This is a genomic window from Streptomyces sp. NBC_01003 (assembly GCF_045162695.1).
In the GTDB taxonomy this organism is placed as follows: domain Bacteria; phylum Actinomycetota; class Actinomycetes; order Streptomycetales; family Streptomycetaceae; genus Streptomyces.
In genome coordinates, this window is record NZ_CP108707.1 from 4,861,367 (window position 1) to 4,888,359 (window position 26,993).

Consider the following 26,993-nt stretch of genomic DNA (forward strand, 5'->3'; position numbering starts at 1 on the left):
TCCGTGACATGGGAATCTTCGACTCCGACCTCTATCGCGACATCACCGGCTTCGCCCACGGCACCCCGTCGTGGTTCCAGCACCTCATGGAGGTGTTCACCGAGCTGGGGCTGCTGGTGTTCGCCCTGCTCTTCGTCGTGGCTTGGTGGCGGGCCCGGCGCGGTGATCCACGGGCCCTGACCGTCGCCGTGCTCGCCCCGCCGGCCACCGGCGTCGCCTACGTGTGCAGCGAGCTGGTCAAGTCCGTTGTCGACGAAGAGCGTCCCTGCCGGGCCGTCTCCGGCGCCCTGAACTCTCTTGTCGCGTGTCCGCCGCACGGTGACTGGTCGTTCCCCAGCAATCACGCCACCATCGCCGCCGCTGCTGCTGTCGGTCTCACCCTCGCCCGGCCCGCCATCGGCTGGCTCACCGTTCCCGTCGCCCTCCTCATGGCTTTCTCCCGCGTCTTCGTCGGCGTCCACTACCCGCACGACGTGGCGGTGGGGCTGGGGGTCGGGGCTCTTGTCTCGTTCGTCGTGGTGCGGCTTTGTGCGGGGGGCGGGGTTCGGGTCGTTGTCGCCATGCGGGGGTCCGGGAACGGCGTTGTTCGTTGGTTCGCCGGGCCGGGGGTGGTTAGTACGTATGTGGCTGTTGGTGGCCATCGGCAGTGATCAGACCAGGCCCGCCTCGTACGCCACGATGGCCGCCTGCACTCTGTTCTTGACCTCCAAGCGCTCCAGGACCGCGCTGACGTAGGCCTTCACCGTGCCCTCCACCAGGTGCAGGCGGCGCGCTATCTCCGGGTTCGAGAGGCCCGCGCCCACCAGGCCCAGCACCTCGCGTTCGCGTGGGGTGAGCGTGGCCACTCGGGCCCTGGCCGCCGCCTCTCGGCCCAGGCGCTGTGCCCCGAAGCCGTCGATGACATGGCGCGCCACCTTCGGTGACAGGAACGCCGCGCCGTCCGCCACGGCCCTGACCCCCGCCATCAGTTCATGCGGGTCACCGGACTTGAGGAGGAATCCGGTGGCCCCGCCGGCCAGGGCCCGGGCCACGTACGCGTCCTCCGAGAACGTCGTCAGCATCGCCACCGCCGTGCCCGGCACCGCTCGTACGATCTCCTCCGCCGCCGCCAGGCCGTCCAGGCGTGGCATGCGGATGTCCAGGAGCGCCACGTCGGGGCGGTGGGCCTGCGTCAGGCTCACCGCCTCGCGGCCGTCCGCCGCCTCTGCCACCACCTCGAAGTCGCCCCCCGCCGCCAGGATCGCGCTCACGCCCGCCCGGATCATCGCCTCGTCGTCCGCCAGCAGCACTCGGATCATTTCGGCTCCTTTCGGTTCTGTTGGTGCAGCTGGCCGGTTGTGCCTGGCTTGGGGATCACGCTCTTTTCTGCCAGTTCGTGGTTTTTGTTCTTCCTGAAGCAGAGTCTGAAGTGGTCCACCGGGGCGAAGAGTTCACCGTTCGCCCTGTAGTAGCGGCAGTCCGTCCCCGGTGGAGGTGGGGTTGGAGCTCTGTCCACCGGTGGGTCGCTGATCGTGCGGTCCGGCAGCCGCGGGACCGTCTCCTCCAGCGGCGTTCCGATCTTCAGGGCCGTGTACGCCGCCGGCGTCAGCACCGCGTGCGTCTTCGTGTACGCGTACCAGGCGAACGCCCCGCCGATCAGGACCGCACCCACCGCTGCCGCCGCTCCGAACGCCACCCCGACCCGGCGGTGGGCCAGGCGCCTCGCCGATGTGAAGAGGGCGCCCGGTGTTGTGGTGTCGGGGGTGGGCGTCTTCCTGGTGGGGATGGTGGCGCTGACGCGGTAGCCCTCCTCGTGCGGGCCCGCCTCGAATGAGCCGCCCAGCGCCGCTACTCCGGCGCGCAGGCCTATGAGGCCCGTACCGCTGCCCGCCGGGCCCGGGCGGTGCCGGGGGCGGCCGTTCGTGATCTCCACCGTCGTTCCGTCTTCGTTCTGCATGTGTTCGACGGTGACGGAGGCGCCGGGTGCGTGTCTCGCCGCGTTCGTGAGTGCTTCTTGGATCACTCGGTAGGTGGTGCGGGTTGTTGCGTGGGGGCTGGTGGTGCGGGGGGTTGGGTTGGGGCGGGTGTCCTGGGGGTCTTGCAGTGTTACTGGGAGGCCTGAGTCCGCTGCTCTTTCGATCAGCGCCGCGATGCTTTCGCCCGGTGGGGCCAGGGGCGCCGGCTCGTCGTCCTCGCGCAGCAGGCCGACTATGCCGTGCAGGCGTTCCGTCGCGTCCGACGCCGCCGCGCGCAGTTCGGCCGCCGCCGTGCGATGCGCCTCGGCCATGTCCGGTGCCACCTGAAGCGCGCCCGCGCGCAGTGCGATGAGGCTCAGTTCGTGGCCCAGTGAGTCGTGCATGTCCTGGGCGATCCTCGCCCGCTCCCGCAGTCTGGCGCGGTCGGCGACGATTCTGTGTTCGCGTTCCAGCTGTTCCGCCCGTGCCCAGCCCGCCGCCGTCAGTTCGCGGCTCTGGCGCCAGTAGCGGCCGATCAGCCAGGGGAAGACCACGCCGAACAGCAGCGTGCCCATGAGGACCAGCCACTCCGCCGCCGGGTCGACCTGGCGTACCGCGATCTTGGCCGTGCCCGCCGCCGCCACCGCCGCGAACGACAGCAGTGCGACGCCCGTCGCCGTGCCGCGCAGGCCCAGCAGGAAGGCGAAGGCCGCCAGCGCGCAGCCGTACGACGTGGTGAAGAGGGAGGTGGACGTGGCGAGGCCCGGCGCCGCCGCGAGCAGGAACGCCGTCGCGGGCCAGGTGCGGTGCAGCGCGGTCGCCGCGGCCAGGATCGCGAGGCCGGTGAGCTGGGCCCACAGCGGGGTCCGCTCGTTCAGGCCGAGGCGCTCCGCGGCGACTACGGGGACGGCCAGGGCCGCCCAGAGCAGGGGGCCCGTACTGCGGGCTGGTGGTCTCACATCTTCCGAAGGTACAAGCGGCGGTCGGGCCGCCGCCCCTGCCGATCGTCAGGGGTGGGCGTCAAGCGAGCGAGGACGAGCCAACCCGTTTGCGTCACAGCGTGGCCGCGCCGTCCCCGCTCCCCGTGGCAGGATCGTCCTGCCATGACTGCGCCCACGAACACCAGCACCGAGTCCCTGCACGCCCCCGTCATCGACTGGTTCGCGGAGAATGCCCGCGACCTGCCTTGGCGCCGCCCCGACGCGGGTCCCTGGGGTGTGATGGTCAGCGAGTTCATGCTCCAGCAGACGCCGGTGAGCCGCGTCCTTCCCGTGTACGAGCAGTGGCTCGCGCGGTGGCCGCGCCCCGCCGATCTGGCCAAGGAGGCGCCCGGCGAGGCCGTGCGCGCCTGGGGCAGGCTCGGCTATCCCCGCCGCGCCCTGCGTCTGCACGGCGCGGCCGTCGCCATAACGGAGCGGCACAACGGCGACGTACCCACCGCTCACGCCCAGCTCCTCGCGCTGCCCGGCATCGGTGAGTACACGGCCGCGGCCGTGGCCTCCTTCGCGTACGGGCAGCGGCACGCCGTCCTCGACACGAACGTGCGGCGTGTGTTCGCGCGCGCCGTGAGCGGTGTGCAGTACCCGCCGAACGCCACGACCGCGGCCGAACGCAAGCTCGCCCGCGCCCTGTTGCCCGAGCAGGAGTCGACGGCCTCGCGCTGGGCCGCAGCCTCCATGGAGCTCGGCGCCCTCATCTGCACGGCGAAGAACGAGAGTTGCCACCGCTGTCCCATCGCCGCCCAGTGCGCCTGGCGGCTCGCCGGCAAGCCCGACCACGTCGGTCCGCCCCGGCGCGGGCAGACGTACGCGGGCACGGACCGGCAGGTGCGCGGGAAGCTGCTCGCCGTGCTGCGGGAGGCCGTCTCGCCCGTTCCCCAGGCGGCGTTGGACCTCGTGTGGGACGAGCCGGTGCAGCGGGCGCGCGCCCTCGACGGGCTCGTGGCGGACGGACTCGTGGAGCCGATGCCGGACGGTTTCTACCGGTTGCCGCTGAGCTGACGGGCGTACGGGTTTACCCACGTCTTACGTCTGTTACACAACCGACGGACAGCCGTGCGCCTGCCGCATGCTGAAGCGGACAACCCCGTGACAACGCCTCCGTAGCTTCTCCCGTGTACCGATCACCTACAGGTGACGGACAGGGAGAGCGCGAACGGTTCGCGAACGGGAGGCGGTTGGCATGGCGCACGGCGAGGTGCTCGAGTTCGAGGAGTACGTCCGCACTCGGCAGGACGCCCTGCTGCGCAGCGCCCGGCGCCTCGTGCCGGACCCCGTCGACGCCCAGGACCTGCTGCAGACCGCGCTGGTGCGGACGTTCGGCCGCTGGGACGGCATAGCCGACAAGCGTCTCGCCGACGCCTATCTGCGCCGCGTCATGATCAATACGCGTACGGAGTGGTGGCGCGCCCGCAAGCTCGAAGAGGTGCCCACCGAGCAGCTGCCCGACGCGAGCATCGACGACTCGACCGAGCAGCACGCCGACCGCGCGCTCCTCATGGACATCATGAAGGTGCTGGCTCCCAAGCAGCGCAGTGTCGTGGTGCTGCGACACTGGGAGCAGATGTCCACAGAGGAGACGGCCGCCGCACTCGGCATGTCGGCCGGAACCGTGAAGAGCACGCTGCACCGGGCGCTGGCCCGGCTCCGCGAGGAGCTGGAGAGCCGGGACCGCCACGAGTCCGGCCACCGCGCGCTCGAACGGGAGGAGACGGAGCGTTGCGCGGCCTAGGCATACGTGCCTCTCGGGTCCTGAAGGCGGGGAGTACGGCGGTGGCCGCGCTCGCCGCCATCGGCCTTCTCCTCGGTGCCCTCACGGCCTGCTCGGCCGGCGGCACCGGCGCCCGCGACGAGGGGCCCGCCCGCTCCGACCCGGGGGCCTCGGCCGCCCCGAAGGCCGTGTCGTCCTCCCCGGCCTCCCCCGCGCCCAAGCAGGTGAACGCGGTCCGGCTCGTCAAGGACGACCCGTCGGTGAGCACGGAGGTCAAGCGTGACCTCAAGCCCTGTGTGGGGGACGAGTACCCGGTCGACGTGTCCTACGGGAACCTGACGGGGAACACGTCGAACGACGTCGTGGTCAACGTCATGACCTGCGGAGACGCCGTCAGCATCGGCAGCTACGTGTACCGCGACACCGGCGGCAGGTACGAGAACGTCTTCATGGCCGAGGAGCCTCCGGTGTACGCGGAGATAGACCGGGGCGACCTCGTCGTCACCAAGCAGGTGTACGAGAAGGGCGACTCGGTGGCGTATCCCTCGGGTGAGGACGTCCTGACGTACCGCTGGACCACCGGCCGGTTCGTCGAGCAGGCCAGGACCCACAACGACTACAGCAACGCGGTGAACGGGGACACGCCCGAGCCGTCCGACGACTGAGCGGCCGGGCCGGGCAGCCCCGACCATTCGGATGACGGACACTTTCACAATTCGGACGACGTAACAGGAGCAGCGGATTCGGATGGCAGAGCACACCCACGTCCTCTTCGTCGAGGACGACGACGTCATCCGCGAGGCCACCCAGCTCGCCCTGGAGCGGGACGGCTTCGTGGTCACGGCCATGCCCGACGGCCTCGCGGGCCTCGAGGCGTTCCGCGCCGACCGGCCCGACATCGCGCTGCTCGACGTGATGGTGCCGGGCCTGGACGGCGTGAGCCTGTGCCGCCGCATCCGTGACGAGTCCACCGTCCCCGTGATCATGCTGTCGGCGCGGGCCGACTCGATCGACGTGGTGCTCGGCCTGGAGGCGGGCGCGGACGACTACGTGACCAAGCCGTTCGACGGGGCCGTCCTCGTGGCGCGGATCCGGGCCGTCCTGCGGCGCTTCGGCCATGCGAGCGGCTCGGCGTCCGGTGCGGCGCCGGCCGTCCCCGACGCCTCCGCCGGGAACGGCGGTGTCCTGCAGTTCGGCGATCTGGAGATCGACACCGAGGGCATGGAGGTCCGCAAGGACGGGGCCACGGTCGCGCTGACGCCGACGGAGATGCGGCTGCTCCTGGAGTTCTCGTCCGCGCCCGGCACGGTCCTCTCCCGCGACAAGTTGCTGGAGCGCGTGTGGGACTACGGCTGGGGCGGGGACACCCGCGTCGTCGACGTCCATGTGCAGCGGCTGCGCACGAAGATCGGCCAGGACCGGATCGAGACGGTCCGCGGCTTCGGCTACAAGCTCAAGGCCTGACGGGCCGTGCCGGGGCGGGGTGTTGGGAGAGCCGTTGACTCGGTCGGTCCATGGGCCGGCCGGGTCATTCACTGTCCGACAAGGAACGGGATCGGGATATGAGGGGGGCCGCCGCGACCGTGCGCGCCCGGCTCGGGCGGCCGCTGCGGCTGCCGCTGAGACGGCTGCGCCCGGCGCTGCACACCGGGGTGCGCTGGAAGATCAGCGTCGCCATCGCCCTGGTGGGAGCGCTCGTCGCCCTCGCCCTGAGCCTGGTCGTGCACAACGCGGCGCGCGTCTCGATGCTGGACAACGCGCGCGACGTGCAGGACGAACGCATCCAGTTCGTGGCGCGCCAGTACGAGGCCACCGGGCGCGGCCTCCCCGTCGGCTTCAAGGTCGACGACCCGGGCATACCCCCTGACCTGCGGAAGAGGGCGATGGCCGGCCGGCGCGCCACCTTCGTCTCCGAACAGGCCGGCGGCGTACCCGACATCTGGGCCGCGGTCCCGCTGGGCGACGGGCGCCTGCTGTCCGTGCACACCCGCTTCACCGACCGCAGCGCCACCGTCATGAAGGACCTCGACCAGGCCCTGATCATCGGCTCGATCTCGGTGGTCTTCGGCGGCTGTGCCCTCGGAGTACTGATCGGCGGACAGGTGTCACGGCGCCTGCGCAAGGCGGCGCTCGCGGCCCGGGAGGTCGCGCAGGGGCGCACCGACGTACGGGTCGGGGACGCCATCGGCGGCGTCGTACGCGACGAGACCGACGATCTCGCACAGGCCGTCGACGCGATGGCCGACGCCTTGAAGCAGCGTCTTGAGGCCGAGCGCCGGGTCACCGCGGACATCGCGCACGAGCTGCGTACGCCGGTGACCGGGCTGCTCACCGCGGCCGAGCTGCTGCCGCCCGGACGCCCGAGCGAGCTGGTCAAGGACCGGGCCCAGGCGATGCGCACGCTCGTCGAGGACGTGCTCGAAGTGGCGCGTCTGGACAGCGCGGCCGAGCGGGCCGAGCTCCAGGACCTGCTGCTGGGCGAGTTCGTGACGCGGCGGATCGGCGCGCGCCACGCGGACGTACGGGTGAGCGTGGTGCACGAGTCGGAGGTCACCACCGACCCGCGCCGCCTCGAACGCATCCTCTTCAACCTCCTCGCCAACGCCGCGAAGCACGGCAAGCCGCCGGTCGAGGTCGGCGTCGAGGGCCGGGTGGTGCGCGTGCGCGATCACGGACCCGGGTTCCCGGAGGAGCTGCTCGACGAAGGGCCGAGCCGCTTCCGTACGGGTGCGGCGGACCGCGCGGGCCACGGGCACGGCCTCGGCCTGACGATCGCGGCGGGCCAGGCGCGCGTGCTCGGCGCCCGCCTCACGTTCCGCAACGTGCGCCCGCCGGGCGCTCCGTCGGAGACTCCGGCCGAGGGCGCGGTCGCCGTGCTGTGGCTGCCGGAACACGCGCCGACGAACACGGGAAGCTTCCCGATGCTGCGGCTGCCGGACTGAGGGCGGCTCCGAACGAGAGCCCTAGCTGGTGGCCCACTCCTTGTCGAGGTCGAGCCCTTCGTTCCGCTGCGTGAACGAGAACCAGTTGCCGGAGTCGTCGCGGAAGATCGCCTCGGTCCCGTACGGGCGCTCCTGCGGCTCCTGGAGGAACTGGACCCCGCGCTCCTTGAGCTTCGCGTAGTCCCCGTGGATGTCGTCCGTGACCAGGACGCCGGCCCCGAGGATGCCCTTGGAGACCAGCTTCTTCACGGCCTCGGCCGACTCGGGGTCCATCGCGGGCACCCCGGGCACCATCAGCGTCAGCTCGACGTCGGGCTGGTCCTTGGCGCCCACGGTCAGCCAGCGCATACCGCCCTCGCCCATGGTCATGTCCGTACGCACCTCGAGCCCCAGCTTCTCGGTGTAGAACTCCTTGGCCCGGTCCTGGTCGAGAACCCAGACGGTGGAAATGGCGAGTCCCTTGATCATGATGCGCTCCGCGTCGTTCGGGCCACGCGCCGGGGAGTCCGGCCGTGCCCTGTCACCGTAGGCAGTCACCCCCCGCCCCCGCTTCTCCAGAATTGCGCTCCTCACCGGCCCCCGGACCCGTACCGCCGGAAGGCTCCCTGCCGGGGAAGCCGCCGGCCCACAACATCGCGTAACACCCGGGGATGAGCGCCGCCCCGCGCCCCACATGCTTCGCCCGGTACTCGCTCGGCGTCAGGCCCGTCTGTCTCTTGAACCGGGACGAGAACGTGCCGAGGCTGCTGAACCCCACCAGGCCGCAGATCTCCGTGACCGACAGGTCTGCCGTTCTCAGCATCTCCTCCGCCCGCTCGATCCGGCGGCGCGTCAGATACTGCCCGGGCGTCTCCCCGTACGCCTCCTTGAAGCACCGCACGAAGTGGTAGCGCGAATAGCCGGCATGCGCCGCCACCGCGTCCAGGTCGAGGTCCGCCTCGGCCCAGTCGCGGTCCATCGCGTCCTTGGCGAGCCGCAGTTGCCGCAATTTCTCCACGCCATCGATGCTGGCACGCCCCACTGACAACGCCCCGCTCCAGCCGGCAGGGACAAGCACGGCATCCGCAACCTGCCGGGACAGCCCCGGCACGGCGAAGGCCCCCGGTGCACATCAGCGCACCGGGGGCCTTCATCAAGCCGAGGAGGATCGGGACGACCCGCTCAGACGGTCTCGGAGACCGTCCTGCCGTCCGCCGCGGCGTCCCCAGCCGCGCCCCCCTCGACCGGCTTCGCGTCGGCCGTGGCGGTACCGGTCTCAGCGGTACCGCTCGCAGCCGCAGCGGCCGTAGCCGTACCGGCCTTGGCCATGTCGACCGGCTGCGCGTCCGCAGGACCCGCGGCCTCGGGAGAGCCCGGCGCCGCCTTGGCGGGGCCTGCGCCCCGCAGCGGCACCTCCTTCACGAAGACCGCCGCGATCAGCGCCACCACCGCGATGATCGAGCCGAGCAGGAACGCCGAGTGCGTACCGGCCGACACCGCGTGCTGGTAGGCGTCACGCGCCACGGCCGGCAGCTTGGCCAGGCCCTCGGCGGTCAGCTGCGTGGACTCCTGCGTGACCTTGCCGCCCAGCGCCCCGGCCCGCTCGGCCATCACGTCCTGGACGCGGTTGTTGAAGATCGCGCCCATGATCGCGACACCGAAGGAGGAGCCGAGCGTACGGAAGAGGGTCGTGGAGGACGAGGCGACGCCCATGTCCTTCATCTCGACGCTGTTCTGCGCGACCAGCATCGTGATCTGCATCAGGCAGCCCATGCCCGCGCCGAGCACGGCCATGTAGAGGCCGGACGTGAACCGCGTGGTGTCCGTGTCCATCTGTGCGAGCAGGAAGAGTCCGGCCACCATCAGGACGCTGCCGACCAGCGGGAAGACCTTGTACTTGCCGGTGTTGGTGGTGACCCGGCCCGCGACCAGCGAGACGACCATCATCGAGAGCAGCATCGGCAGGAGCAGCAGACCGGAGTTGGTCGCGTTCGCACCCTGCACCGTCTGCTGGTACAGCGGCAGGAAGAGCACGGCGCCGAACATCACGAAGCCGGTGACGAAGCCGATGAGGGACATGACCGTGAAGTTGCGGCTGCGGAAGATGTGCAGCGGCATGATCGGCTCGGCTGCCTTCGTCTGCACGAAGAGGAAGCCGACGAGCGCGGCGACACCGATCGCGGCGAGCTCCATGATCACGGCGGAGCCCCAGGCGTACTGCGAGCCGCCCCAGGTCGTCACGAGCACAATCGAGGTGATGCCGACGGTGAGCAGCGCGGCGCCGAGGTAGTCGATCTTCCCCTTCGACCGCTTCTTCGGCAGGTGCAGGACCGCGGTGACCATGGCGAGGGCGACAAGGCCGAGCGGCAGGTTTATGTAGAAGGACCAGCGCCAGCCCCAGTTGTCGGTGATTGCGCCGCCGACGAGCGGTCCGCCGATCATGGCGAGCGCCATGACGCCGGCCATCATGCCCTGGTACTTGCCGCGCTCCCGCGGCGGAATCAGGTCACCGATGATGGCCATGACGCCGACCATCAGGCCACCGGCGCCGAGCCCCTGGAGCGCGCGGAACGCGATGAGCTGCTTCATGTCCTGGGCCATGCCGCTGAGCCCGGAACCGATCAGGAAGATCACGATCGAGGTCAGGAAGGCGCCCTTCCTGCCGTACATGTCGCCGATCTTGCCCCAGATGGGGGTCGAGGCGGCGGTCGCGAGCGTGTACGCGGTCACGACCCACGAGAGGTGTTCGAGGCCGCCCAGGTCGGCGACGATCGTGGGCATCGCGGTGCCCACGATCATGTTGTCGAGCATCGCGAGCAACATCGCGATCATCAATGCCATCAGGACGACGCGCACGCTGCGCGGCTGCCGCTCCTTGGTGGCCGCCTTGCCGCCCCCGCCGGTGTCCACCGCCGCCACTGTTCCGGTCTCCGCCATGATCCCCACTCCCCAGTTACTTACCTGCCGATACTTACTTGCCGCCCGGCAAGTTGACTACACTGAGGGAAGATAGAGCGCTAACTAGCCGGGCGTCAAGTAAGTTTTCTCCCAAGGCCCGCCACCAGCACGAAGGAGCAGCCACAGATGGGCAGCAGCAAGCAGCGCCGCGGGAACACGCGGCAGCGCATCCAGGACGTGGCGCTGGAACTGTTCGCCAAACAGGGCTACGAGAAGACCTCGCTGCGCGAGATCGCCGAGCACCTCGACGTCACCAAGGCAGCGCTCTACTACCACTTCAAGACCAAGGAAGACATCGTCGTCAGCCTCTTCGAGGACCTGACGCGGCCCATCGACGAGCTGATCGAGTGGGGTCGGGAGCAGCCCAGCACCCTGGAGACCAAGCAGGAGCTCATGGAGCGCTACAGCCTGGCGCTGCACGGGGCGGGGCCGCTGTTCCGCTTCATGCAGGAGAACCAGGCGACCATGCGCGAGCTGAGCATCGGCGAGCTCTTCAAGGACCGCATGAAGGCGCTCCTCGACCAGCTCCTGCCGGAGGACGCCACCCTGACCGAGCGGGTCCGCTGCTTCAGCGCGATCTTCTCGATGCACGCGGGCCTGTTCGTCCTCAAGGACGTCGAAGGCGACCCCGAGGAAAAGCGCAAGGCCATCCTCGAGGTCGCCACCGATCTCATCACCCAGGCACAGCGGGGCGCCTGAGTCCTGTCATGCAGTTGTGCTCTTCGTGCAGGTGAGCTCATTTACGCAGATGAGCTCGCTTGTACAGGTCAGACGCTGACGCCGACCGAGCGCAGGAAGTTGACCGGGTTGACCGCGGAACCGTAGTTCGGGGTCGTGCGGATCTCGAAGTGCAGGTGCGGGCCGCTGGAGTTACCGGTGTTGCCGGAGAGCGCGATGTGCTGACCGGTGGAGACCGTCTGGCCTATGCGCACGTCGATGCGGGACAGGTGCGCGTACTGCGAGTACGTGCCGTTGCTGTGCTTGATCACGATGGCGTTGCCGTACGCCGGGCCGTCGCCGCCGCCGTTGCCGCCGGCCTTGACGACGGTGCCGCCGTGGGCAGCCATGACGTTCGTGCCGATCGGCACGGCGAAGTCCTGGCCGGAGTGCTTGTGCGACCACATGTTGCCGCCGAGGCCGAAGCCCGCGGACAGCTTGTAGCTCTTGACCGGGTCCATCCAGCCGGCGGCCTTCTTCGCGGTGGCCTTCTTGACCGTCGCGGCGTTCTGCTTCGCCTGTTCGGCGGCCTTGGCCTGCGCCTTGGCCTGCGCCTGAACGGAAGCCGCGGCGACGCCGGGCAGCGCGACGCTTCCCTGAGTGCTTTCGGCGGCGACCGCGGCCCCGGCCCCCAGCAGCGCCGTGGCTCCCATGGCGACGGTCACGACGGCCGCCCGAGTACGGAGCAGGGACGAGCCGGAAGAAAGAGTCATGGTGCGCTTCGACATTCGGGATTACCTCCGCGTTGATGACAGGGACAGACCGGCACTCGTTGGTGACGTGCCGGGCTGGCTGTTCATTGGTAACCCGGGACCCCATCTCGACTCAAAGGCCCCATCTACTACCCAAAGCCGTACCAAAAGGTCGGGACTTCAACCTCTTGACGCCCCTCGAAGGCACCCTGCGATCTGTCGGTTTTATGCCTCGATTCCAGGTTTAGGGGCACTTCATGCCCTTGCGTCCCCGGGCCCCACCGGCCACGCACCCCATCGATCCAAGAAACGGACATTTGGGTAGAACCTGTCTATGCCGCAACAACCCCCCACCCCCGCAACGCATCCACTATTGCGGCTAGTACCGGACAAAACGCCTGTGCGCCATGTCACCGGGAGGCAAGATCCAGAGACCCTCGAATGTGACGCGGGCTACGCCGAAGCGCCTGGTTTCACGGCCTTCGGGGGGCAGCACAGATGGATCCCGCAGTCCTCGGCACGCGCCTGGCGTCGAGCGTGCTCTCGCCTCTGGTAAAGCAGCTCCTCACCCGCCCCGCGAACGGCCCCGGCGCGGGCCTGGTGGACAAGCCCGTACGCCTCTCGGGGCTCGTCACCTTCCGCGGCGAGAAGCGGACTCTCGGAGAGAAGGAGGTCGGGCACCTGGCGCCGCCCGTCCGGTGCGGGAGGCCGTGCAGTCCCCGGGCGAGCCCCCGTTCCCCGCGGACGAGCAGGAGGCGGTCACGGCCGCCCTCGCCCGCAGGCTCCTCGCCCCGGCGACCTGGACATGGACGACCTCCAGGCGGTCCGCCTCGGCCACCGGCAGCTGGCCCGCACCCTGCGCGATTCGGCCCCCGCGCCTGGCCTCACCGCCGACGCCCTGCGCCCTCCACCGCGCGCGCCGCGGTTGTCTGCCGCCGCGCAAGGCCCTGTACGACGCCGCGCTCCAGATGATCCTCACCGACCGCGACCGCCGGCGCGGCAGGGGCGGCCTCGAACTCGACACCGAGGACCAGACCGAACTCCTCCGGCGCCGCCTCGCCTACGCACTCGTACTCGCGAGGCGCACCGAGATGGACGAGGCCACCGCGCTCACGCAGCGCGAACGCGCCCTGCCCTCAGTCCCCGACGCCGCCAGGGCGACGCTCTCACGATCCTGCGCCACCTCCTGCTGCGCGGCGGCGTCCTGCGCAGCCTCCGCCCCGCAGGTGGTCGACTTCGCGCACCGGACGTCGACCACCTCGGCGCGCGCTACGCGGTCGAGGAGGGCCACCTCGACGTCCTGCTCGGCCACGCCGGCGACACCCAGTGGGAGGACGTCGTGCGCATGGCGGTGGCCCACGCCCGCACCCGCACCCGCACCCGCACGACGCTCCTGCGGGGCCTGTCGGCGGTGGACAGCCCCCGCGCGGCCCTCCTCGCACCGGCGAGCCTTCAGAACGCCTCAGCGGTCGAACAGGAAGTCCTCGAAGAGGTACGGGAACGGGCCGCTGCCGAGATGTACGCCGACCTCCTCCCTCAGGCCGACGGCACCGTCCACCGGTGGGGTGGCTGACCCGCGAGCGCACGACAGAGGGGCTCCCCCAGGACCAAAGTCCTGGGGGAGCCCCTCTGTCTCAGCGCGTCCCCGAAGGGTTACGCCTCCTTGCTCAGATTCGGCCCGGCTCCGCCGGCCGCCTGCTCGATCGGCGGCACGTCGGGCAGCGGGGACTTCTCCTCGCCGCGGAAGGTGAACGTCTTGGCGTCACCCTCGCCCTCCGTGTCGACGACCACGATGTGGCCCGGACGCAGCTCGCCGAAGAGGATCTTCTCGGAGAGCGAGTCCTCGACCTCGCGCTGGATCGTGCGACGCAGCGGACGCGCGCCGAGCACGGGGTCGTAACCCTTCTTGGCCAGGAGCTCCTTCGCGGACTGGCTGAGCTCGATGCCCATGTCCCGGTCCTTGAGGCGCTCGTCGACCTTGCCGATCATCAGGTCGACGATCTGGAGGATGTCGTCCTGGGTCAGCTGCGGGAAGACGACGACGTCGTCCACGCGGTTGAGGAACTCGGGGCGGAAGTGCTGCTTGAGCTCGTCCGAGACCTTGTTCTTCATCCGCTCGTAGTTGGACTTCGTGTCACCCGTGGCCGCGAAGCCCAGGTTGAAGCCCTTCGAGATGTCACGGGTTCCAAGGTTGGTCGTCATGATGATGACCGTGTTCTTGAAGTCCACGACCCGGCCCTGGGAGTCGGTCAGGCGACCGTCCTCCAGGATCTGGAGCAGCGAGTTGAAGATGTCCGGGTGGGCCTTCTCGACCTCGTCGAAGAGAACCACCGAGAACGGCTTGCGCCGCACCTTCTCCGTCAGCTGGCCGCCCTCTTCGTAGCCCACGTAACCGGGGGGCGAACCGAAGAGACGCGAGACCGTGTGCTTCTCGCTGAACTCCGACATGTCGAGGGAGATCAGCGCGTCCTCGTCACCGAAGAGGAACTCGGCGAGCGCCTTGGACAGCTCGGTCTTACCGACACCGGACGGGCCCGCGAAGATGAACGAGCCACCGGGGCGCTTCGGGTCCTTCAGACCGGCACGCGTACGACGGATCGCCTTCGAGAGCGCCTTGACGGCGTCCTTCTGGCCGATGACGCGCTTGTGGAGCTCGTCCTCCATGCGCAGCAGACGCGAGGACTCCTCCTCGGTCAGCTTGAAGACGGGAATGCCGGTCGCGGTCGCGAGGACCTCGGCGATCAGATCGCCGTCGACCTCGGCGACGACGTCCATGTCGCCGGCCTTCCACTCCTTCTCGCGCTTGGCCTTCCCGGCGAGCAGCTGCTTCTCCTTGTCGCGGAGCGAAGCTGCCTTCTCGAAGTCCTGGGAGTCGATGGCCGACTCCTTGTCGCGGCGCACGCCCGCGATCTTCTCGTCGAACTCACGGAGGTCCGGCGGCGCGGTCATCCGGCGGATGCGCATCCGGGAACCGGCCTCGTCGATCAGGTCGATCGCCTTGTCCGGCAGGAAGCGGTCCGAGATGTACCGGTCGGCCAGCGTCGCCGCCTGGACGAGGGCCTCGTCCGTGATGGAGACGCGGTGGTGGGCCTCGTAGCGGTCGCGCAGACCCTTGAGGATCTCGATCGTGTGCGGCAGCGACGGCTCCGCGACCTGGATGGGCTGGAAGCGGCGCTCGAGAGCGGCGTCCTTCTCCAGGTGCTTGCGGTACTCGTCGAGCGTGGTCGCACCGATGGTCTGCAGCTCACCGCGGGCCAGCATCGGCTTCAGGATCGAAGCGGCGTCGATGGCGCCCTCGGCGGCACCCGCACCGACCAGCGTGTGCAGCTCGTCGATGAACAGGATGATGTCGCCGCGGGTGCGGATCTCCTTGAGGACCTTCTTCAGGCGCTCCTCGAAGTCACCGCGGTAGCGGGAACCGGCGACCAGCGCGCCCAGGTCGAGGGTGTAGAGGTGCTTGTCCTTGAGGGTCTCGGGCACCTCGCCCTTGACGATGGCCTGTGCGAGGCCCTCGACGACGGCGGTCTTGCCGACGCCGGGCTCGCCGATGAGGACCGGGTTGTTCTTCGTGCGGCGGGACAGCACCTGCATGACCCGCTCGATCTCCTTCTCGCGCCCGATGACCGGGTCGAGCTTGGATTCGCGGGCGGCCTGCGTGAGGTTCCGGCCGAACTGGTCGAGGACCAGGGACGTGGAGGGCGTGCCCTCGGCAGGACCGCCGGCGGCAGCGGTCTCCTTGCCCTGGTAGCCGGAGAGCAGCTGGATGACCTGCTGCCGCACCCGGTTGAGATCGGCGCCCAGCTTGACCAGGACCTGGGCGGCGACGCCCTCGCCCTCACGGATCAGGCCGAGCAGGATGTGCTCCGTGCCGATGTAGTTGTGGCCCAGCTGAAGGGCCTCGCGGAGCGACAGCTCCAGGACCTTCTTGGCACGGGGGGTGAAGGGGATGTGCCCGGACGGGGCCTGCTGGCCCTGGCCGATGATCTCCTCCACCTGCTGGCGGACCGCCTCGAGCGAAATCCCGAGGCTCTCCAGGGCCTTAGCGGCGACACCCTCACCCTCATGGATCAGGCCCAGGAGGATGTGCTCGGTGCCGATGTAGTTGTGGTTGAGCATCCGGGCTTCTTCCTGAGCCAGGACGACAACCCGCCGCGCGCGGTCGGTGAACCTCTCGAACATCGTTAATCGCTCCTCAGAGCGGTCAGGCAGTAAGGGGACGCTCCCCTCCCTGTCCTTCCGCAGCTTAGTCCCGCAAGCGGGGACCGCTCATTCCAACTGCCGACACCCGTCGATGGCCTCCTGACCCGAACGCCGACAACTGCTCCAACACCGATGGTGCGAGACGATGTTCCCGCAGGCCAGGCAGTTACCCCCACCATCAGTACGCCGATGGCGAACGCAAGACGGCCCGAACCCACGTGTCGCCCCTCCTCACTAGGGATGTCTTACCCGCCAGCAGTGACAGTCCATGCGGCGCGCCCCGGTTCCCTCCGCTACGGGCGAACACCCTTGCGCCGCCGAACGCCTCCGCGCGCCCCCATTTGGGAAACTCTGCGCACTCATTCGACAACGCTGCGTAACCCGCGAGGGTTCCCGGCGGTTGCTCCGGACATGGTTTCCATCGTGCCCACCGTGCCCCTGTCCCGTCGGCCGCTCGACGCGGGCGATCCGGTGCGGGAGTGGTACGAGAACGCGCTCGGCTGGGCCACCGCGCCGGGCCCCGAGGGCCTTCAGCTGCTGACGGGGCTGCGCTTCGACGTACTGGAGTTGCCCGCGGAGGCGGGACGTGCCGTGCTGCGGCGGCTGGACCCCGGGGGTCCGGTGGCCCTGCAAGGGGAGACGATGCGCCTGCTGGTGGCCGCGGGCAGCGCGGAGGAGCTGCCGGGGCTGCTCGACTGGCTGGAGTGGGGGGCGCTGCCCCTCGATCTCACCGTGGCCGGTGCGGGCGGGCGGATCGACGCGCCCGCGCCCCCGGGAGTGCCGGACCCGCAGGAGGCCGCGGTCTGGGTGCGGCCCCCCGAGCCCGGATGCGACGTCGAGCCGACACTTCCGGCTCTGACGGCGCTTTCGGCCGTAGGGGGCGGTGGGGGCGCCCCCGGTCTCGTACGGCTGGTGGAAACGGCGGCGACTCAGTGCCACCGGATCCGGCTGCGACGTGCCTGCGCTCAGCCGTTGGCCTTCTCGTAGGCCTCACGGATGGACGCGGGGACACGGCCGCGGTCGTTGACCTCGTAACCGTTCTCCTTGGCCCAGGCGCGGATCTGCGCCGTGTCCTGGCTGCCGCCGGCCGCCGCGGCGCGCGCCTTGCCGCGTCCGCCGGCGGAACGGCCTCCGGTGCGACGACCACCCTTGAGGTACGGCTCAAGAAGTCCGCGGAGCTTGTCCGCGTTCGCGGTGGTGAGGTCGATCTCGTAAGTCTTGCCGTCCAACGCGAACGTCACGGTCTCGTCCGCCTCGCCACCGTCGAGGTCGTCGACAAGAAGGACCTGAACCTTCTGTGCCACCGGATTTCCTTTCATCGATATCTGTAGGGCCGGACTCCACGACCTCAGTCGTTGATTCGCCGTCCCCTTGTTATATGCAGTACGCAGTACGTCGGAAAGCAAACCGCTTTTGCTGGAAAAACACAAACCCCTGGGAGAGATCCGGGAGAGATCAAGCGCCCCGAGAAGCCCGGAAAGATGCGCGTTTCGGACATAGGGCACCTGGGCAGGCAGCTGCTCAGTAATACCGGGGGGGCGATCACAGATGCAGAAGCATCCGGCTGTTGCCCAAGGTGTTCGGTTTCACTCGTTCGAGACCGAGGAACTCCGCGACACCCTCGTCATAGGAACGCAAGAGCTCGCTGTAGACATCGGTGTCGATGGTATCGACGGGTGCCTCTCCGATCTCCACGAAGCCGTGGTTCGCGAAGAACTCCACTTCGAAGGTGAGACAGAAAACCCGGCGAACACCGATCCAGCGCGCGGTCTGAAGCAACTTCTGGAGCAGCTGATGACCGACGCCCGCGCCTCTGACCACCGGATTCACGGCGAGGGTGCGGACTTCCGCGAGGTCTTCCCACATGACGTGCAGAGCGCCGCAGCCGACGACCTCCGCGTTGTCGTCCCGTTCCGCGACCCAGAACTCCTGGATGTCCTCGTAAAGCGTCACGGTGGCTTTGTCGAGCAGGATCCCCTCGCGGCTGTACGCGTCGAGGAGTCGGCGCACGGACGGCACATCGGCCGTCCTCGCCCTGCGCACGGTGACTGCTTTTGCGGTGACTTCGGGGAGCTGTGCTGGCATGAGCGGACGCTATCGCCCGGCGTCCGGGTCCGGTTCCTCGGGTCCTTCAGTGCCTTCGGGTCCTTGAGGCCCCTCCGGCCCTTCAGATGCTTCGGGCCCTTCGGAGTCTTCAGATGCTTCGGGCTCTTGAGTCGTGAGGGTCTGCGCCTGAGGTCCCTGCACCATGTGCACGGCATCGCTCAGTGCTTGGCGTTGTTCCGGCGACATCATGCCGAAGAAGGCGACGAGAGCCGCCGCTGGGTTGTCACTCTGGGACCATGCGTCGTTCATCAGCGCGGCGGAGTAGGCGGCGCGAGTGGAGACGGCCTCATATCGATAGGCCCGGCCTTCCGCTTCGCGGCGCACCCAGCCCTTCTGATGGAGATTGTCCAAAACGGTCATGACCGTGGTGTAGGCGATGGACCGGTCCTGCTGGAGGTCTTCCAGGACTTCGCGAACCGTCACGGGGCGGTTCCACTTCCACACCCGTGTCATCACTGCGTCTTCGAGTTCTCCCAATGGGCGCGGCACGAGCAGCACACTAGTGGCAGAAGTCGGCAATAGGGCGCCGGACGTGGCAAACGGCGCCTAATAACGACAAAAAGGGCGCCCGGTGGGGCGCCCTTCTCAGATGTCGCTCGGCTGCGGGCCGGCCTGGCGGGCCGCCTCGGCGCGGGCGATCGCCGCGTCGACGGCCGCGTCTTCCTTGGCCTTCTTGTCGCCGCCCTGGGACTTCACGATCGTCACGATGAGACCGACGAAGAAGACGGCCATCACTACGGGGGGCACGAGCGCGGAGACGTAGTCCATGCCCCCAGAGTAGCTATCCGACGGCGAGCTCCTGCGGCGGGGCCGCGGGGGGCGCGGGGCGGCGCTTGGGCGGGAAGACCTCGGCCGGGGTGGGCATGGGGCGCGGCGGGGCCGGGGGGTTCGCCGGGGGCCTGGGGTCGGATGCCGGCTTCCCGGCTGCGGCGAGACCTCCGGGCAGGGCGAGCAGCCGGGTGCGGGAGGCCGGTACGCGGGGCTGCACGACGCGCATTTCCCCGCGCACGGACGCCCGGCCCTCGAGCCTGGATCGCACGTCGCGCTCGGTGAGCGTGCGGCAGCGTTCGAGGAGGGTGGCGGCGGAGGGGTTGCCGCGCAGGGCGCGCAGAGCGGCGAGGTCGTCGGCGCCGGGCTGGTAGCCCGCCGCGAGCGACTCGTCGAGCAGCTCCAGGTAGCCGGTGGTGGTGCCGGGCAGGGCGGCCCGGTAGCGGGCGAGGTCGGCCAGCAGGAAGGCGCGGATACGAGCGCCTTCGTCGGCTGCCTCGTCGACCGACTCGGCGAGCCGGAGGCAGTCCTGGATGTCCTCGGCGGAGACAGGACTCGGGTGAAGGGCAAGGGCAAGGGCGCGTCGGAGCACACGCAGCTCTTCAGCGCCGAACGCCATGCCGCCGCGGTTTCCGTAGGGCGTGGGCATGGGCCGACGATACGCAGCACAACGGACAAAATCCGCTTAACCGCCCATTTGCGGCGTGGCTCCGGGTGCGGTCAGTCGCCCCTGGGCACCCAGGTCACTCGGCCCGGCGCCGTGACATGGCGAACACGATCGCGCCCACGCCGAGCGCCGCGGCGGCCGCCGCCGCCAGCCACGGCAGGAACCCGGCACCCGTCGCCGCCATGGACCCGGACGTACCCGAGGTCCCCGAGCCACCCGACGTCACGGAGACCGTGGCGGAAGCGGAGGGCGAGGGGGTCGCGGTGCCGCCCGAGGCCGACGGCGACGGAGACGGGGAGGAGGACGCCTCACCGACGGTGATCGCCGCCTCGTCGTTCGACTGGTCCGGGTCGTTCAGGACGATCCCGTCGCCGGGGCGCACGGCGACCGTGCCGCGGGCGGCGCCGGCGGCGAGGTCCTTCTCGTAACTGACCTGGAAGCGGTACATCTGGCCGTCGCCGCTCTCCTCGGAGACGGTGTCCGGGCAGAGGTAGCGGCGGTGGCCCGGCTCGAAGGGCGAGGTCTTGCCGCCGGTGTACGTGTAGCAGTCGCCGCTCGCCTGGTCGTCGGGCTCCTCGTCGACGCGCACGCTCTTGGCGACGACGCCCTTGGGGAGCGTCACCTCGGCGTAGGCCACGGGCTTGCCGTCGGGGTGGGCGACCACGGCGGGGCCCGCGTTGCGCAGGCCGAAGGCGAGCGGGTGGGTGGAGCCCTTCTTGCCGGGGACGAGGACGGCGCCGACCGCGAGGAAGTCCGCGGCGTTGTCGGCGTCGTTCGACACCCGGTGGCTGTCGGCGAAGTCCGTGCCCGTGGCGGGGGTCAGGGTGAGCGCGGCGCCCTTGCCGGGGATGCCGCCGGTGTCCGTGTCGGAGGAGGCCGGGACGGCCTCGGCGGTGATGTCGGTCCAGGTGTGGAAGGCGTCCTTGCCGAGGGACCCTTCGAGCGGGTTGGAGAATCCAACCGTGCCACCCGGGGCGATCGCCGCCTTGAACACGCAGGTCACGTCGGCGCCGTCCCTGCCGAAGTCGCCCGGCAGGTAGAGGCAGTTGGTGTGCTTCCCTGCGAACGTGACGCCCGGGCTGCCGGTGAGGCGGACGGTGATCTGTTCGGTGGGCAGGTCGCCGGTGTTGCGCAGGACCACGGGGTAGCCGACGGACTGGCCGGGCGTCAGGCCGGACCTGGCGGGCAGTGCGGCGACCTGGATCTTCGGGGAGCCGACGACGACCTTGGAGGTCTCGGTGTCGGGGGTGGCCTTGTCCGCGGTGACCTCGTAGCGCAGCGTTCCGGTGTCGCCGGGCTTCGTGCCGGCGACCGCGCTGAGCGTGAAGGGCTCGAACGGGCCGTGCAGATTGCCGTTGTCCAGGCACGTGACGACGGCGCCGACCGCCGTGCACCGCTCGTTCTTGGCCTTGATCGTGGCGATGCCCTTGAGGCCGCTCGCGTCGATGACCAGCTTGGCGTTCTCCGGCAGCGGGAGCCCGTCCACGCCGTCGTCGGAGAAGCCGTAGCCCACCTCGGGGGCGATGGACGTACCCGACGCCGGGACGGCTATCTGTACGGGCGCCGCGATGACGGCGTAGGGCTGTGTGGGAGGCGTGGGGTCTGCGGCCCAGGCCGTGGCACCGGTGAGACCGACCCCGGTCAGCGCGATCGCCGCCGTCGCAGCCGCCAACTGTCTGCCCTTACGCCACATTTCGCCCCACGTCCATCGCCTGCCGACTCGTGCCCCGTCTCTGCGGAGACGAGCGAAGCGTACGAACGGTTGCACCCTTCGCGCACGCCTTGTCGAAAGTCCGTGCGCGAAGGGGCAGTTGGGGCGCCGCCGAAAGGGCGCTTCGCCGAAAGGGGCGTCAGGAGCGGGAGACGTTCCGCTCGTAGACCAGGCGCAGGCCGATCAGGGTGAGCCATGGCTCGTGCTCGTCGATCACCGCGGCCTCACCGAGCACCATGGGCGCAAGGCCCCCGGTGGCGATGACGGTCACGTCGTCCGGGTCTTCGGCGAGTTCGCGCGCCATGCGGGTCACGACGCCGTCGACCTGGCCCGCGAAGCCGTACAGGATGCCGGACTGCATGGCCTCGACGGTGTTCTTGCCGATGACGCTGCGCGGACGGGCGATCTCGATCTTGCGGAGCTGGGCGCCCTTGACGCCCAGCGCCTCCACGGAGATCTCGATACCGGGGGCGATGACGCCGCCGGCGTACTCCCCGCGCGCGGAGACCGCGTCGAAGGTGGTAGCCGTGCCGAAGTCGACGACGATGGCGGGCCCCCCGTAGAGCTCGACCGCCGCCACCGCGTTGATGATGCGGTCGGCGCCGACCTCCTTCGGGTTGTCCATGAGGATCGGGACGCCGGTCTTGATGCCGGGTTCGACCAGGACGGCGGGGACGTCGCCGTAGTAGCGGCGGGTGACCTCGCGCAGTTCGTGCAGGACCGAGGGGACGGTCGAGCAGATGGCGATGCCGTCGATGCCGTCGCCGAGCTCGTCGCCGAGCAGCGGGTGCATGCCCATCAGGCCCTGGAGGAGCACGGCGAGTTCGTCGGCCGTGCGGCGGGCGTCGGTGGAGATGCGCCAGTGCTCGACGATCTCCTCCCCGTCGAACAGGCCGAGGACGGTGTGCGTGTTGCCTACGTCGATGGTGAGCAGCATGGCGACTACTCCGCCGCGCGCAGGTCGAGGCCGATGTCCAGGATCGGCGACGAGTGGGTCAGCGCGCCCACCGCGAGGAAGTCGACGCCCGTCGCGGCGTACTCGCGCGCGTTCGCCAGGGTCAGCCGGCCCGAGGACTCCAGGAGGGCGCGGCCGGCGACGATCGCGACGGCCTCCTGGGTCTCGGCCGGCGTGAGGTTGTCCAGGAGGATCAGGTCGGCGCCCGCCTCCACGACCTCGCGCAGCTGGTCCAGGGTGTCGACCTCGACCTCGACGGCGAGGCCCGGGAAGGACTCCCGTACGGCCTTGAAGGCCTGTGCGACGCCGCCGGCGGCGACCACGTGGTTGTCCTTGACCAGGGCCGCGTCCGAGAGCGACATGCGGTGGTTGACGCCGCCGCCCATGCGGACGGCGAACTTCTCCAGGGAGCGCAGGCCGGGCGTCGTCTTGCGGGTGTCGCGGACCTTCGCCGTGGTCCCCTCCAGCGCGTCCGCCCACGCGCGCGTGGCGGTCGCGATGCCGGACAGGCGGCACAGGATGTTGAGGGCGCTGCGCTCGGCGGTCAGCAGGTCGCGGGTGCGGGTGGTGACGCTGAGGAGCTTCTGCCCGGCGGTGATCCGGTCGCCGTCCTCTGCGTGCCGCTCGACCTCGAACTCGTCCGTGCAGACCACGGAGAGCACAGCCTCGGCGACGCGCAGGCCCGCCACGACGCCGTCCTCACGGGCGGTGAAGTCGGCGGTGGCGACGGCGTCCTCGGGAATGGTGGCGACCGTGGTGACGTCCACGCCGCCGTCCAGGTCCTCGGCGATGGCCATGTGCGCGATGTCCTCGACCTCCACGGGGTCGAGCCCCGCGTCGGCCAGGAGCTGGGCGAGGGCGGGGTCGAGGCCGCACTCCATCATGTCGGCGTCGGCTCCGCCGCAGCCGCAGCCGTCGCCGCAGCCGCCGCTCTCGGCGAGGGGGAGGTCGGGGGTGCTCACGTCTCTCACTGCTCCTGCTGGTGTGTACGGCGCTCGGGGCGGGTCGGGGGGAATTCTGCGGTGGGCGTGGTGTGCACGGCCAGCGTCCGGTCGGGATTCAGCCGTACGACGATGTGGCGGCGCCATGCCGCGTCATCGCGGTCGGCGTGGTCCTCGCGCCAGTGGCAGCCGCGGGTCTCCTCGCGGCGGCGGGCCGCGGCGACGAGGACGCGGGCGACACACAGGAGGTTGGTGGCTTCCCAGGTGTCGACGCCGGGCTCCGCGGTCTTGCCGTTCTCCGCGAGGGCGCCCGCCGCCTCGGCGTGGATGCGGCCGAGTCCCGCGGCGGCCTCGGCGAGGGAGTCGGCGGAGCGCAGCACGCCCGCGCCCCGCGTCATGACGCGCTGGATGGCGAACCGTGCCTCGGGCGGCATCAGGGGGTGGGTCGGGATCTCCGGGTGCGGCACGGGGGCCGGCACGCGCGCGTGGAGGCCGTTCTCCCGGTGGCTCGCGGCGATGTCGTCCGCGATGCGCTCGGCATAGACCAGGCCCTCCAGGAGGGAGTTGGAGGCGAGGCGGTTCGCGCCGTGGACGCCGGTGCAGGCGACCTCTCCGCACGCGTACAGGCCGGGGACCGTCGTGCGGCCCTGGAGGTCCGTGCGGACGCCTCCGGAGGCGTAGTGGGCGGCGGGGGCCACGGGGATGGGCTCGGTGACCGGGTCGATGCCGTGGGCGCGGCAGGCGGCGAGGATCGTGGGGAACCGGTTCTCCCACATCTCGGCGCCGAAGTGCCGGGCGTCCAGGTACATGTGCTCGGCGCCCTGCTCCTGCATGCGGCGCGTGATGCCCTTGGCGACGATGTCGCGGGGCGCGAGCTCGGCCAGTTCGTGCTGGCCGACCATGAAGCGCACCCCGTCGGCGTCGACGAGGTGGGCGCCCTCGCCGCGTACCGCCTCGGAGACCAGGGGCTGCTGGCCCTCCGCGTCCGCGCCGAGGAAGAGCACCGTCGGGTGGAACTGCACGAACTCGAGGTCGGACACCTCGGCGCCCGCGCGCAGGGCGAGCGCGACACCGTCGCCGGTGGAGACGTGCGGGTTGGTGGTGGCCGAGAAGACCTGGCCCATGCCGCCGGTCGCGAGGACCACGGCGGGGGCGAGCGCCGCGCCGACGCCGTCGTGCTGGCCCTCCCCCATGACGTGCAGGGAGACGCCCGCCGTGCGGCCGTCGGCGTCCGTGAGGAGGTCGAGGACCAGGGCGTTCTCCACGGTCCTGATGCCCCGCGCGCGTACCGCCTCGACGAGGGCGCGGGAGATCTCGGCGCCGGTGGCGTCGCCGCCCGCGTGCGCGATGCGGCGGCGGTGGTGGCCGCCCTCGCGGGTGAGCGCGAGGTCGCCGTCGGCCGACTCGTCGAAGTGCGCGCCGGTCGCGATGAGGCGGCGTACGGCGCCGGGGCCCTCCGTGACGAGGGTGCGGACCGCCTCCTCGTCGCACAGGCCCACGCCCGCGACGAGCGTGTCCTCGAGATGCTGCTCGGGGGTGTCACCGTCGCCGAGCGCCGCGGCGACGCCGCCCTGTGCCCAGCGCGTGGAGCCGTCGTCGAGGCGGGCCTTGGTGACGACGACGGTCCGCAGTCCGGCCGCCTGGCAGCGCAGGGCCGCGGTGAGACCGGCGACGCCGGAGCCGACGATCACGACATCGGCGGTGACGGACCAGCCGGGCGCGGGCGCGTGCAGGCGTATGCCGGTCGCCGTGCCGGTGGCTGTGGTCCCTGTGGCACTCATACGGGAGCTCCGAAGGTCAGGGGGATGTTGTCGATCAGCCGCGTCGAGCCGACCCTGGCGGCGACGGCGAGCACGGCCTCTCCGATGTGGCCGCGCTGCACGTCCGTGAAGTCGGCCGGGTCGACGAGAGCGAGGTAGTCCAGCGTGAGCGGCGGCCGGACGCGGGCGGCCTCGTCGAGGACCTGGCGGGCCGCGGCGCGGACGGCTTCGGGGCCGCCGGGCGAGGCCCTCGCGACGGCGTGCGCGTCGGCGGCGGCACGGGCCTCGCCTATCGCGTTCAGGGCGTCGGCACGCGCGTGCGTGGAGGGCGCTTCGTGGGCACGCGCGCGCAGGGCCTCCTGGGCGGCGTGCCGGTCGCGGCCGGCGAAGAGCGCCTGGGAGAGGGCGAGCGCGGTGCGCCGCTCGTCGGCGGAGAGGTAGCGGTTGCGGCTGGAGAGGGCCAGGCCGTCGTGCTCGCGCACGGTGGGCACACCGACGATCTCCACGGCGAAGTTCAGGTCGCGCACCATGCGGCGGATCAGAGCGAGCTGCTGGGCGTCCTTCTGCCCGAACAGCGCGATGTCGGCCGCGGTCAGGTGGAGCAGCTTGGCGACGACGGTGAGCATGCCGTCGAAGTGGCCGGGCCGCGATGCGCCTTCGAGGCGCTCCCCCATGGGGCCCGCGGTGACGCGGACCTGGGGCTCGCCGCCGGGGTAGACCTCGTCCGCGGAGGGCGCGAACACGACGTCGGCGCCCGCCTGTTCGGCGATCTTGACGTCGGAGTCGAGGGTGCGCGGATAGCGGTCGAGGTCCTCGCCCGCGCCGAACTGGAGCGGGTTCACGAAGACCGTCGTCACCACTTCGCCGTCGGCACCGGCGATCGAGCGCGCCGTGCGGATCAGTTCGGCGTGGCCGTCGTGCAGGGCCCCCATGGTCATGACGACGGCGCGGCGGCCCGCACGCGCGCGCGTGCGGAGCTCATCGGCGGTGTGCAGCACGGTGGTCATCGCTGGTCTCCCTCGGCGCCGGCGGCCAGGACCCCCAGGAGGTCCTCGGCGAGTTCGGGCTTGAGCAGGCCGTGCGCGAGGGCGCGGTCGGCGGTGGCGCGGGCCATCGCCAGATACCCGGCGACGGCCTGGGGCGCGTGCTTGCGCAGCTCGGCGACATGGGCGGCGACCGTGCCCGCGTCCCCGCGCGCGACGGGCCCGGTGAGCGCGGCGTCACCGGACCTGAGGGCGTTGTCGAGGGCCGCGCCGAGCAGCGGGCCGAGCATCCGGTCGGGGGCCTCGACGCCCGCGGCCCGCAGCAGTTCCATGGACTCGGCGACCAGCGTGACCAGGTGGTTCGCGCCGAGGGCGAGCGCCGCGTGGTACAGCGGGCGCGACTCCTCACGGATCCACTCGGGCTCGCCGCCCATCTCGATGACGAGTGCCTCCGCTGCGAGACGCAGCTCCTCGGGCGCGGTCACGCCGAAGGAGCAGCCGGCCAGCCGCTGTACGTCTACGGGGGTGCCGGTGAACGTCATCGCGGGGTGCAGCGCGAGCGGCAGGGCGCCGGCCCGCAGTGCGGGGTCGAGCACCTTGGTGCCGTAGCGCCCCGACGTGTGCACGATCAGCTGTCCCGGGCGTACGGAACCAGTCTCGACGAGCCCTTCCACGAGGCCGGGCAGCGCGTCGTCGGGCACCGTGAGGAGCACGAGTTCGGCGCGCGCGAGGACCTCGGCGGGCGTCACGACGGGAACGTCGGGCAGCATGAGGGCGGCCCGGCGCACGGATCCCTCGGAGACCGCGGAGACGGCGACCGGGCGGTGTCCCGCGAGGGCCAGAGAGGCCGCGAGGGCGGGGCCGACACGGCCCGCGCCGACCACTCCGACGGTCAGCCGGGCGGGGCGGTCCCTGGGGTCGGTGGGTTCGGGTCGAGGAGGTGCGTTCACAGGACGACGGCCTTCCGTTCC

Annotated in this window: 28 protein-coding genes and 2 pseudogenes; 11 read left to right on the forward strand and 19 right to left on the reverse strand. The window is 70.7% G+C overall.

The window, feature by feature from the left end:
- Positions 1-8: 8 nt before the first annotated feature.
- Positions 9-650, forward strand: coding sequence for a phosphatase PAP2 family protein (locus OG698_RS22215; RefSeq protein WP_406104934.1), 642 nt, complete (start codon positions 9-11; stop codon positions 648-650).
- On the opposite strand, the gene OG698_RS22220 is transcribed toward OG698_RS22215, so the two are convergent.
- Positions 651-1,298 (reverse strand): response regulator transcription factor, encoded by a 648-nt coding sequence (locus OG698_RS22220; RefSeq protein WP_326774666.1) that lies wholly within the window; start codon positions 1,296-1,298, stop codon positions 651-653. It abuts the gene before it with no gap.
- Complete coding sequence (locus OG698_RS22225) at positions 1,295-2,893, reverse strand: sensor histidine kinase (RefSeq protein WP_406104936.1); 1,599 nt, start codon at positions 2,891-2,893, stop codon at positions 1,295-1,297. The genes OG698_RS22220 and OG698_RS22225 overlap by 4 nt, the downstream gene beginning before the upstream one ends.
- A gap of 144 nt (positions 2,894-3,037) precedes the next feature.
- Between OG698_RS22225 and OG698_RS22230 the strand changes: the two genes are divergently transcribed.
- The 5 genes from OG698_RS22230 to cseC all read left to right on the forward strand — a co-directional run bounded on the left by OG698_RS22230 (position 3,038) and on the right by cseC (position 7,585).
- Positions 3,038-3,934 carry an A/G-specific adenine glycosylase gene (locus OG698_RS22230; protein WP_399983478.1) on the forward strand — a complete coding sequence of 299 codons (897 nt, stop codon included), beginning with the start codon at positions 3,038-3,040 and terminating at the stop codon, positions 3,932-3,934.
- A gap of 181 nt (positions 3,935-4,115) precedes the next feature.
- Positions 4,116-4,664 carry a SigE family RNA polymerase sigma factor gene (locus OG698_RS22235; RefSeq protein WP_356286745.1) on the forward strand — a complete coding sequence of 183 codons (549 nt, stop codon included), beginning with the start codon at positions 4,116-4,118 and terminating at the stop codon, positions 4,662-4,664.
- On the forward strand, positions 4,652-5,308 hold the full coding sequence (locus OG698_RS22240; RefSeq protein WP_406104938.1) for a hypothetical protein: 657 nt from the start codon (positions 4,652-4,654) through the stop codon (positions 5,306-5,308). Before OG698_RS22235 ends, OG698_RS22240 begins: the two co-directional genes overlap by 13 nt.
- A gap of 82 nt (positions 5,309-5,390) precedes the next feature.
- Entirely contained in the window at positions 5,391-6,107 is a 717-nt protein-coding gene (cseB, locus tag OG698_RS22245; RefSeq protein ID WP_356286751.1) for a two-component system response regulator CseB, read from the forward strand.
- A 98-nt stretch (positions 6,108-6,205) separates the two neighbouring features.
- The gene (gene cseC / locus OG698_RS22250; protein ID WP_406104940.1) at positions 6,206-7,585 is read left to right on the forward strand and encodes a two-component system sensor histidine kinase CseC; all 1,380 of its coding nucleotides are present in this window, start codon (positions 6,206-6,208) and stop codon (positions 7,583-7,585) included.
- A 21-nt stretch (positions 7,586-7,606) separates the two neighbouring features.
- Here cseC and OG698_RS22255 read toward each other — a convergent pair whose 3' ends face one another.
- The 3 genes from OG698_RS22255 to OG698_RS22265 form a co-directional block, all read right to left on the reverse strand.
- A complete protein-coding gene (locus tag OG698_RS22255) occupies positions 7,607-8,053 on the reverse strand; it encodes a VOC family protein (protein WP_326774672.1) in 447 nt (148 codons plus the stop codon).
- Between the two features lie 52 nt (positions 8,054-8,105).
- A complete protein-coding gene (locus OG698_RS22260; RefSeq protein ID WP_406111215.1) occupies positions 8,106-8,543 on the reverse strand; it encodes a helix-turn-helix transcriptional regulator in 438 nt (145 codons plus the stop codon).
- A gap of 203 nt (positions 8,544-8,746) precedes the next feature.
- On the reverse strand, positions 8,747-10,501 hold the full coding sequence (locus tag OG698_RS22265) for an MDR family MFS transporter (RefSeq protein WP_406104942.1): 1,755 nt from the start codon (positions 10,499-10,501) through the stop codon (positions 8,747-8,749).
- Positions 10,502-10,648: 147 nt separating this feature from the next.
- Here OG698_RS22265 and OG698_RS22270 point away from each other — a divergent pair, with 147 nt between their 5' ends.
- Positions 10,649-11,221 carry a TetR/AcrR family transcriptional regulator gene (locus OG698_RS22270; protein ID WP_406104943.1) on the forward strand — a complete coding sequence of 191 codons (573 nt, stop codon included), beginning with the start codon at positions 10,649-10,651 and terminating at the stop codon, positions 11,219-11,221.
- Positions 11,222-11,289: 68 nt separating this feature from the next.
- Here the strand turns inward: OG698_RS22270 and OG698_RS22275 are convergent, their stop codons facing one another.
- Complete coding sequence (locus tag OG698_RS22275) at positions 11,290-11,967, reverse strand: M23 family metallopeptidase (protein WP_406104945.1); 678 nt, start codon at positions 11,965-11,967, stop codon at positions 11,290-11,292.
- Positions 11,968-12,429: 462 nt separating this feature from the next.
- On the opposite strand from OG698_RS22275, the pseudogene OG698_RS22280 reads away from it, so the two are divergent.
- Positions 12,430-12,558, forward strand: a pseudogene (locus OG698_RS22280) (hypothetical protein); the annotation flags it as partial.
- Positions 12,559-12,736: 178 nt separating this feature from the next.
- Positions 12,737-12,781: pseudogene (locus tag OG698_RS22285) on the forward strand (hypothetical protein); the annotation flags it as partial.
- A gap of 210 nt (positions 12,782-12,991) precedes the next feature.
- On the opposite strand, the gene OG698_RS22290 reads toward OG698_RS22285, so the two are convergent.
- Positions 12,992-13,243: a hypothetical protein gene (locus OG698_RS22290; protein ID WP_406111752.1), complete on the reverse strand. Its 252-nt coding sequence runs from the start codon at positions 13,241-13,243 to the stop codon at positions 12,992-12,994.
- Positions 13,244-13,270: 27 nt separating this feature from the next.
- Here OG698_RS22290 and OG698_RS22295 point away from each other — a divergent pair, with 27 nt between their 5' ends.
- Positions 13,271-13,504: a hypothetical protein gene (locus OG698_RS22295; RefSeq protein ID WP_406111754.1), complete on the forward strand. Its 234-nt coding sequence runs from the start codon at positions 13,271-13,273 to the stop codon at positions 13,502-13,504.
- An 80-nt stretch (positions 13,505-13,584) separates the two neighbouring features.
- On the opposite strand, the gene OG698_RS22300 is transcribed toward OG698_RS22295, so the two are convergent.
- Positions 13,585-16,110 carry an ATP-dependent Clp protease ATP-binding subunit gene (locus tag OG698_RS22300; RefSeq protein WP_399983462.1) on the reverse strand — a complete coding sequence of 842 codons (2,526 nt, stop codon included), beginning with the start codon at positions 16,108-16,110 and terminating at the stop codon, positions 13,585-13,587.
- Between the two features lie 432 nt (positions 16,111-16,542).
- Here OG698_RS22300 and OG698_RS22305 point away from each other — a divergent pair, with 432 nt between their 5' ends.
- Complete coding sequence (locus OG698_RS22305) at positions 16,543-17,118, forward strand: SCO3374 family protein (RefSeq protein ID WP_406104946.1); 576 nt, start codon at positions 16,543-16,545, stop codon at positions 17,116-17,118.
- Here the strand turns inward: OG698_RS22305 and OG698_RS22310 are convergent.
- The 11 genes from OG698_RS22310 to OG698_RS22360 all read right to left on the reverse strand — a co-directional run bounded on the left by OG698_RS22310 (position 17,097) and on the right by OG698_RS22360 (position 26,972).
- Complete coding sequence (locus OG698_RS22310; RefSeq protein ID WP_399983457.1) at positions 17,097-17,435, reverse strand: Lsr2 family protein; 339 nt, start codon at positions 17,433-17,435, stop codon at positions 17,097-17,099. The genes OG698_RS22305 and OG698_RS22310 overlap by 22 nt on opposite strands.
- A gap of 238 nt (positions 17,436-17,673) precedes the next feature.
- The gene (locus OG698_RS22315; RefSeq protein WP_326711808.1) at positions 17,674-18,216 is read right to left on the reverse strand and encodes an amino-acid N-acetyltransferase; all 543 of its coding nucleotides are present in this window, start codon (positions 18,214-18,216) and stop codon (positions 17,674-17,676) included.
- 9 nt (positions 18,217-18,225) lie between these two features.
- Positions 18,226-18,726: a BlaI/MecI/CopY family transcriptional regulator gene (locus OG698_RS22320; protein ID WP_406111217.1), complete on the reverse strand. Its 501-nt coding sequence runs from the start codon at positions 18,724-18,726 to the stop codon at positions 18,226-18,228.
- Positions 18,727-18,822: 96 nt separating this feature from the next.
- A complete protein-coding gene (locus OG698_RS22325; protein ID WP_356286779.1) occupies positions 18,823-19,005 on the reverse strand; it encodes a hypothetical protein in 183 nt (60 codons plus the stop codon).
- A 13-nt stretch (positions 19,006-19,018) separates the two neighbouring features.
- The gene (locus OG698_RS22330; protein ID WP_399983448.1) at positions 19,019-19,654 is read right to left on the reverse strand and encodes a hypothetical protein; all 636 of its coding nucleotides are present in this window, start codon (positions 19,652-19,654) and stop codon (positions 19,019-19,021) included.
- A gap of 94 nt (positions 19,655-19,748) precedes the next feature.
- On the reverse strand, positions 19,749-21,344 hold the full coding sequence (locus tag OG698_RS22335; protein WP_406104947.1) for a hypothetical protein: 1,596 nt from the start codon (positions 21,342-21,344) through the stop codon (positions 19,749-19,751).
- A 178-nt stretch (positions 21,345-21,522) separates the two neighbouring features.
- Positions 21,523-22,320 (reverse strand): type III pantothenate kinase, encoded by a 798-nt coding sequence (locus OG698_RS22340; RefSeq protein ID WP_406104949.1) that lies wholly within the window; start codon positions 22,318-22,320, stop codon positions 21,523-21,525.
- A gap of 5 nt (positions 22,321-22,325) precedes the next feature.
- Positions 22,326-23,300 carry a carboxylating nicotinate-nucleotide diphosphorylase gene (gene nadC, locus OG698_RS22345; RefSeq protein WP_399983441.1) on the reverse strand — a complete coding sequence of 325 codons (975 nt, stop codon included), beginning with the start codon at positions 23,298-23,300 and terminating at the stop codon, positions 22,326-22,328.
- Between the two features lie 5 nt (positions 23,301-23,305).
- Entirely contained in the window at positions 23,306-25,060 is a 1,755-nt protein-coding gene (locus tag OG698_RS22350; protein ID WP_406104950.1) for an L-aspartate oxidase, read from the reverse strand.
- Positions 25,057-26,046: a pantoate--beta-alanine ligase gene (gene panC, locus OG698_RS22355; protein ID WP_406104951.1), complete on the reverse strand. Its 990-nt coding sequence runs from the start codon at positions 26,044-26,046 to the stop codon at positions 25,057-25,059. The genes OG698_RS22350 and panC overlap by 4 nt, the downstream gene beginning before the upstream one ends.
- On the reverse strand, positions 26,043-26,972 hold the full coding sequence (locus OG698_RS22360) for a Rossmann-like and DUF2520 domain-containing protein (RefSeq protein ID WP_399983434.1): 930 nt from the start codon (positions 26,970-26,972) through the stop codon (positions 26,043-26,045). The genes panC and OG698_RS22360 overlap by 4 nt, the downstream gene beginning before the upstream one ends.
- Positions 26,973-26,993 lie beyond the last annotated feature (21 nt).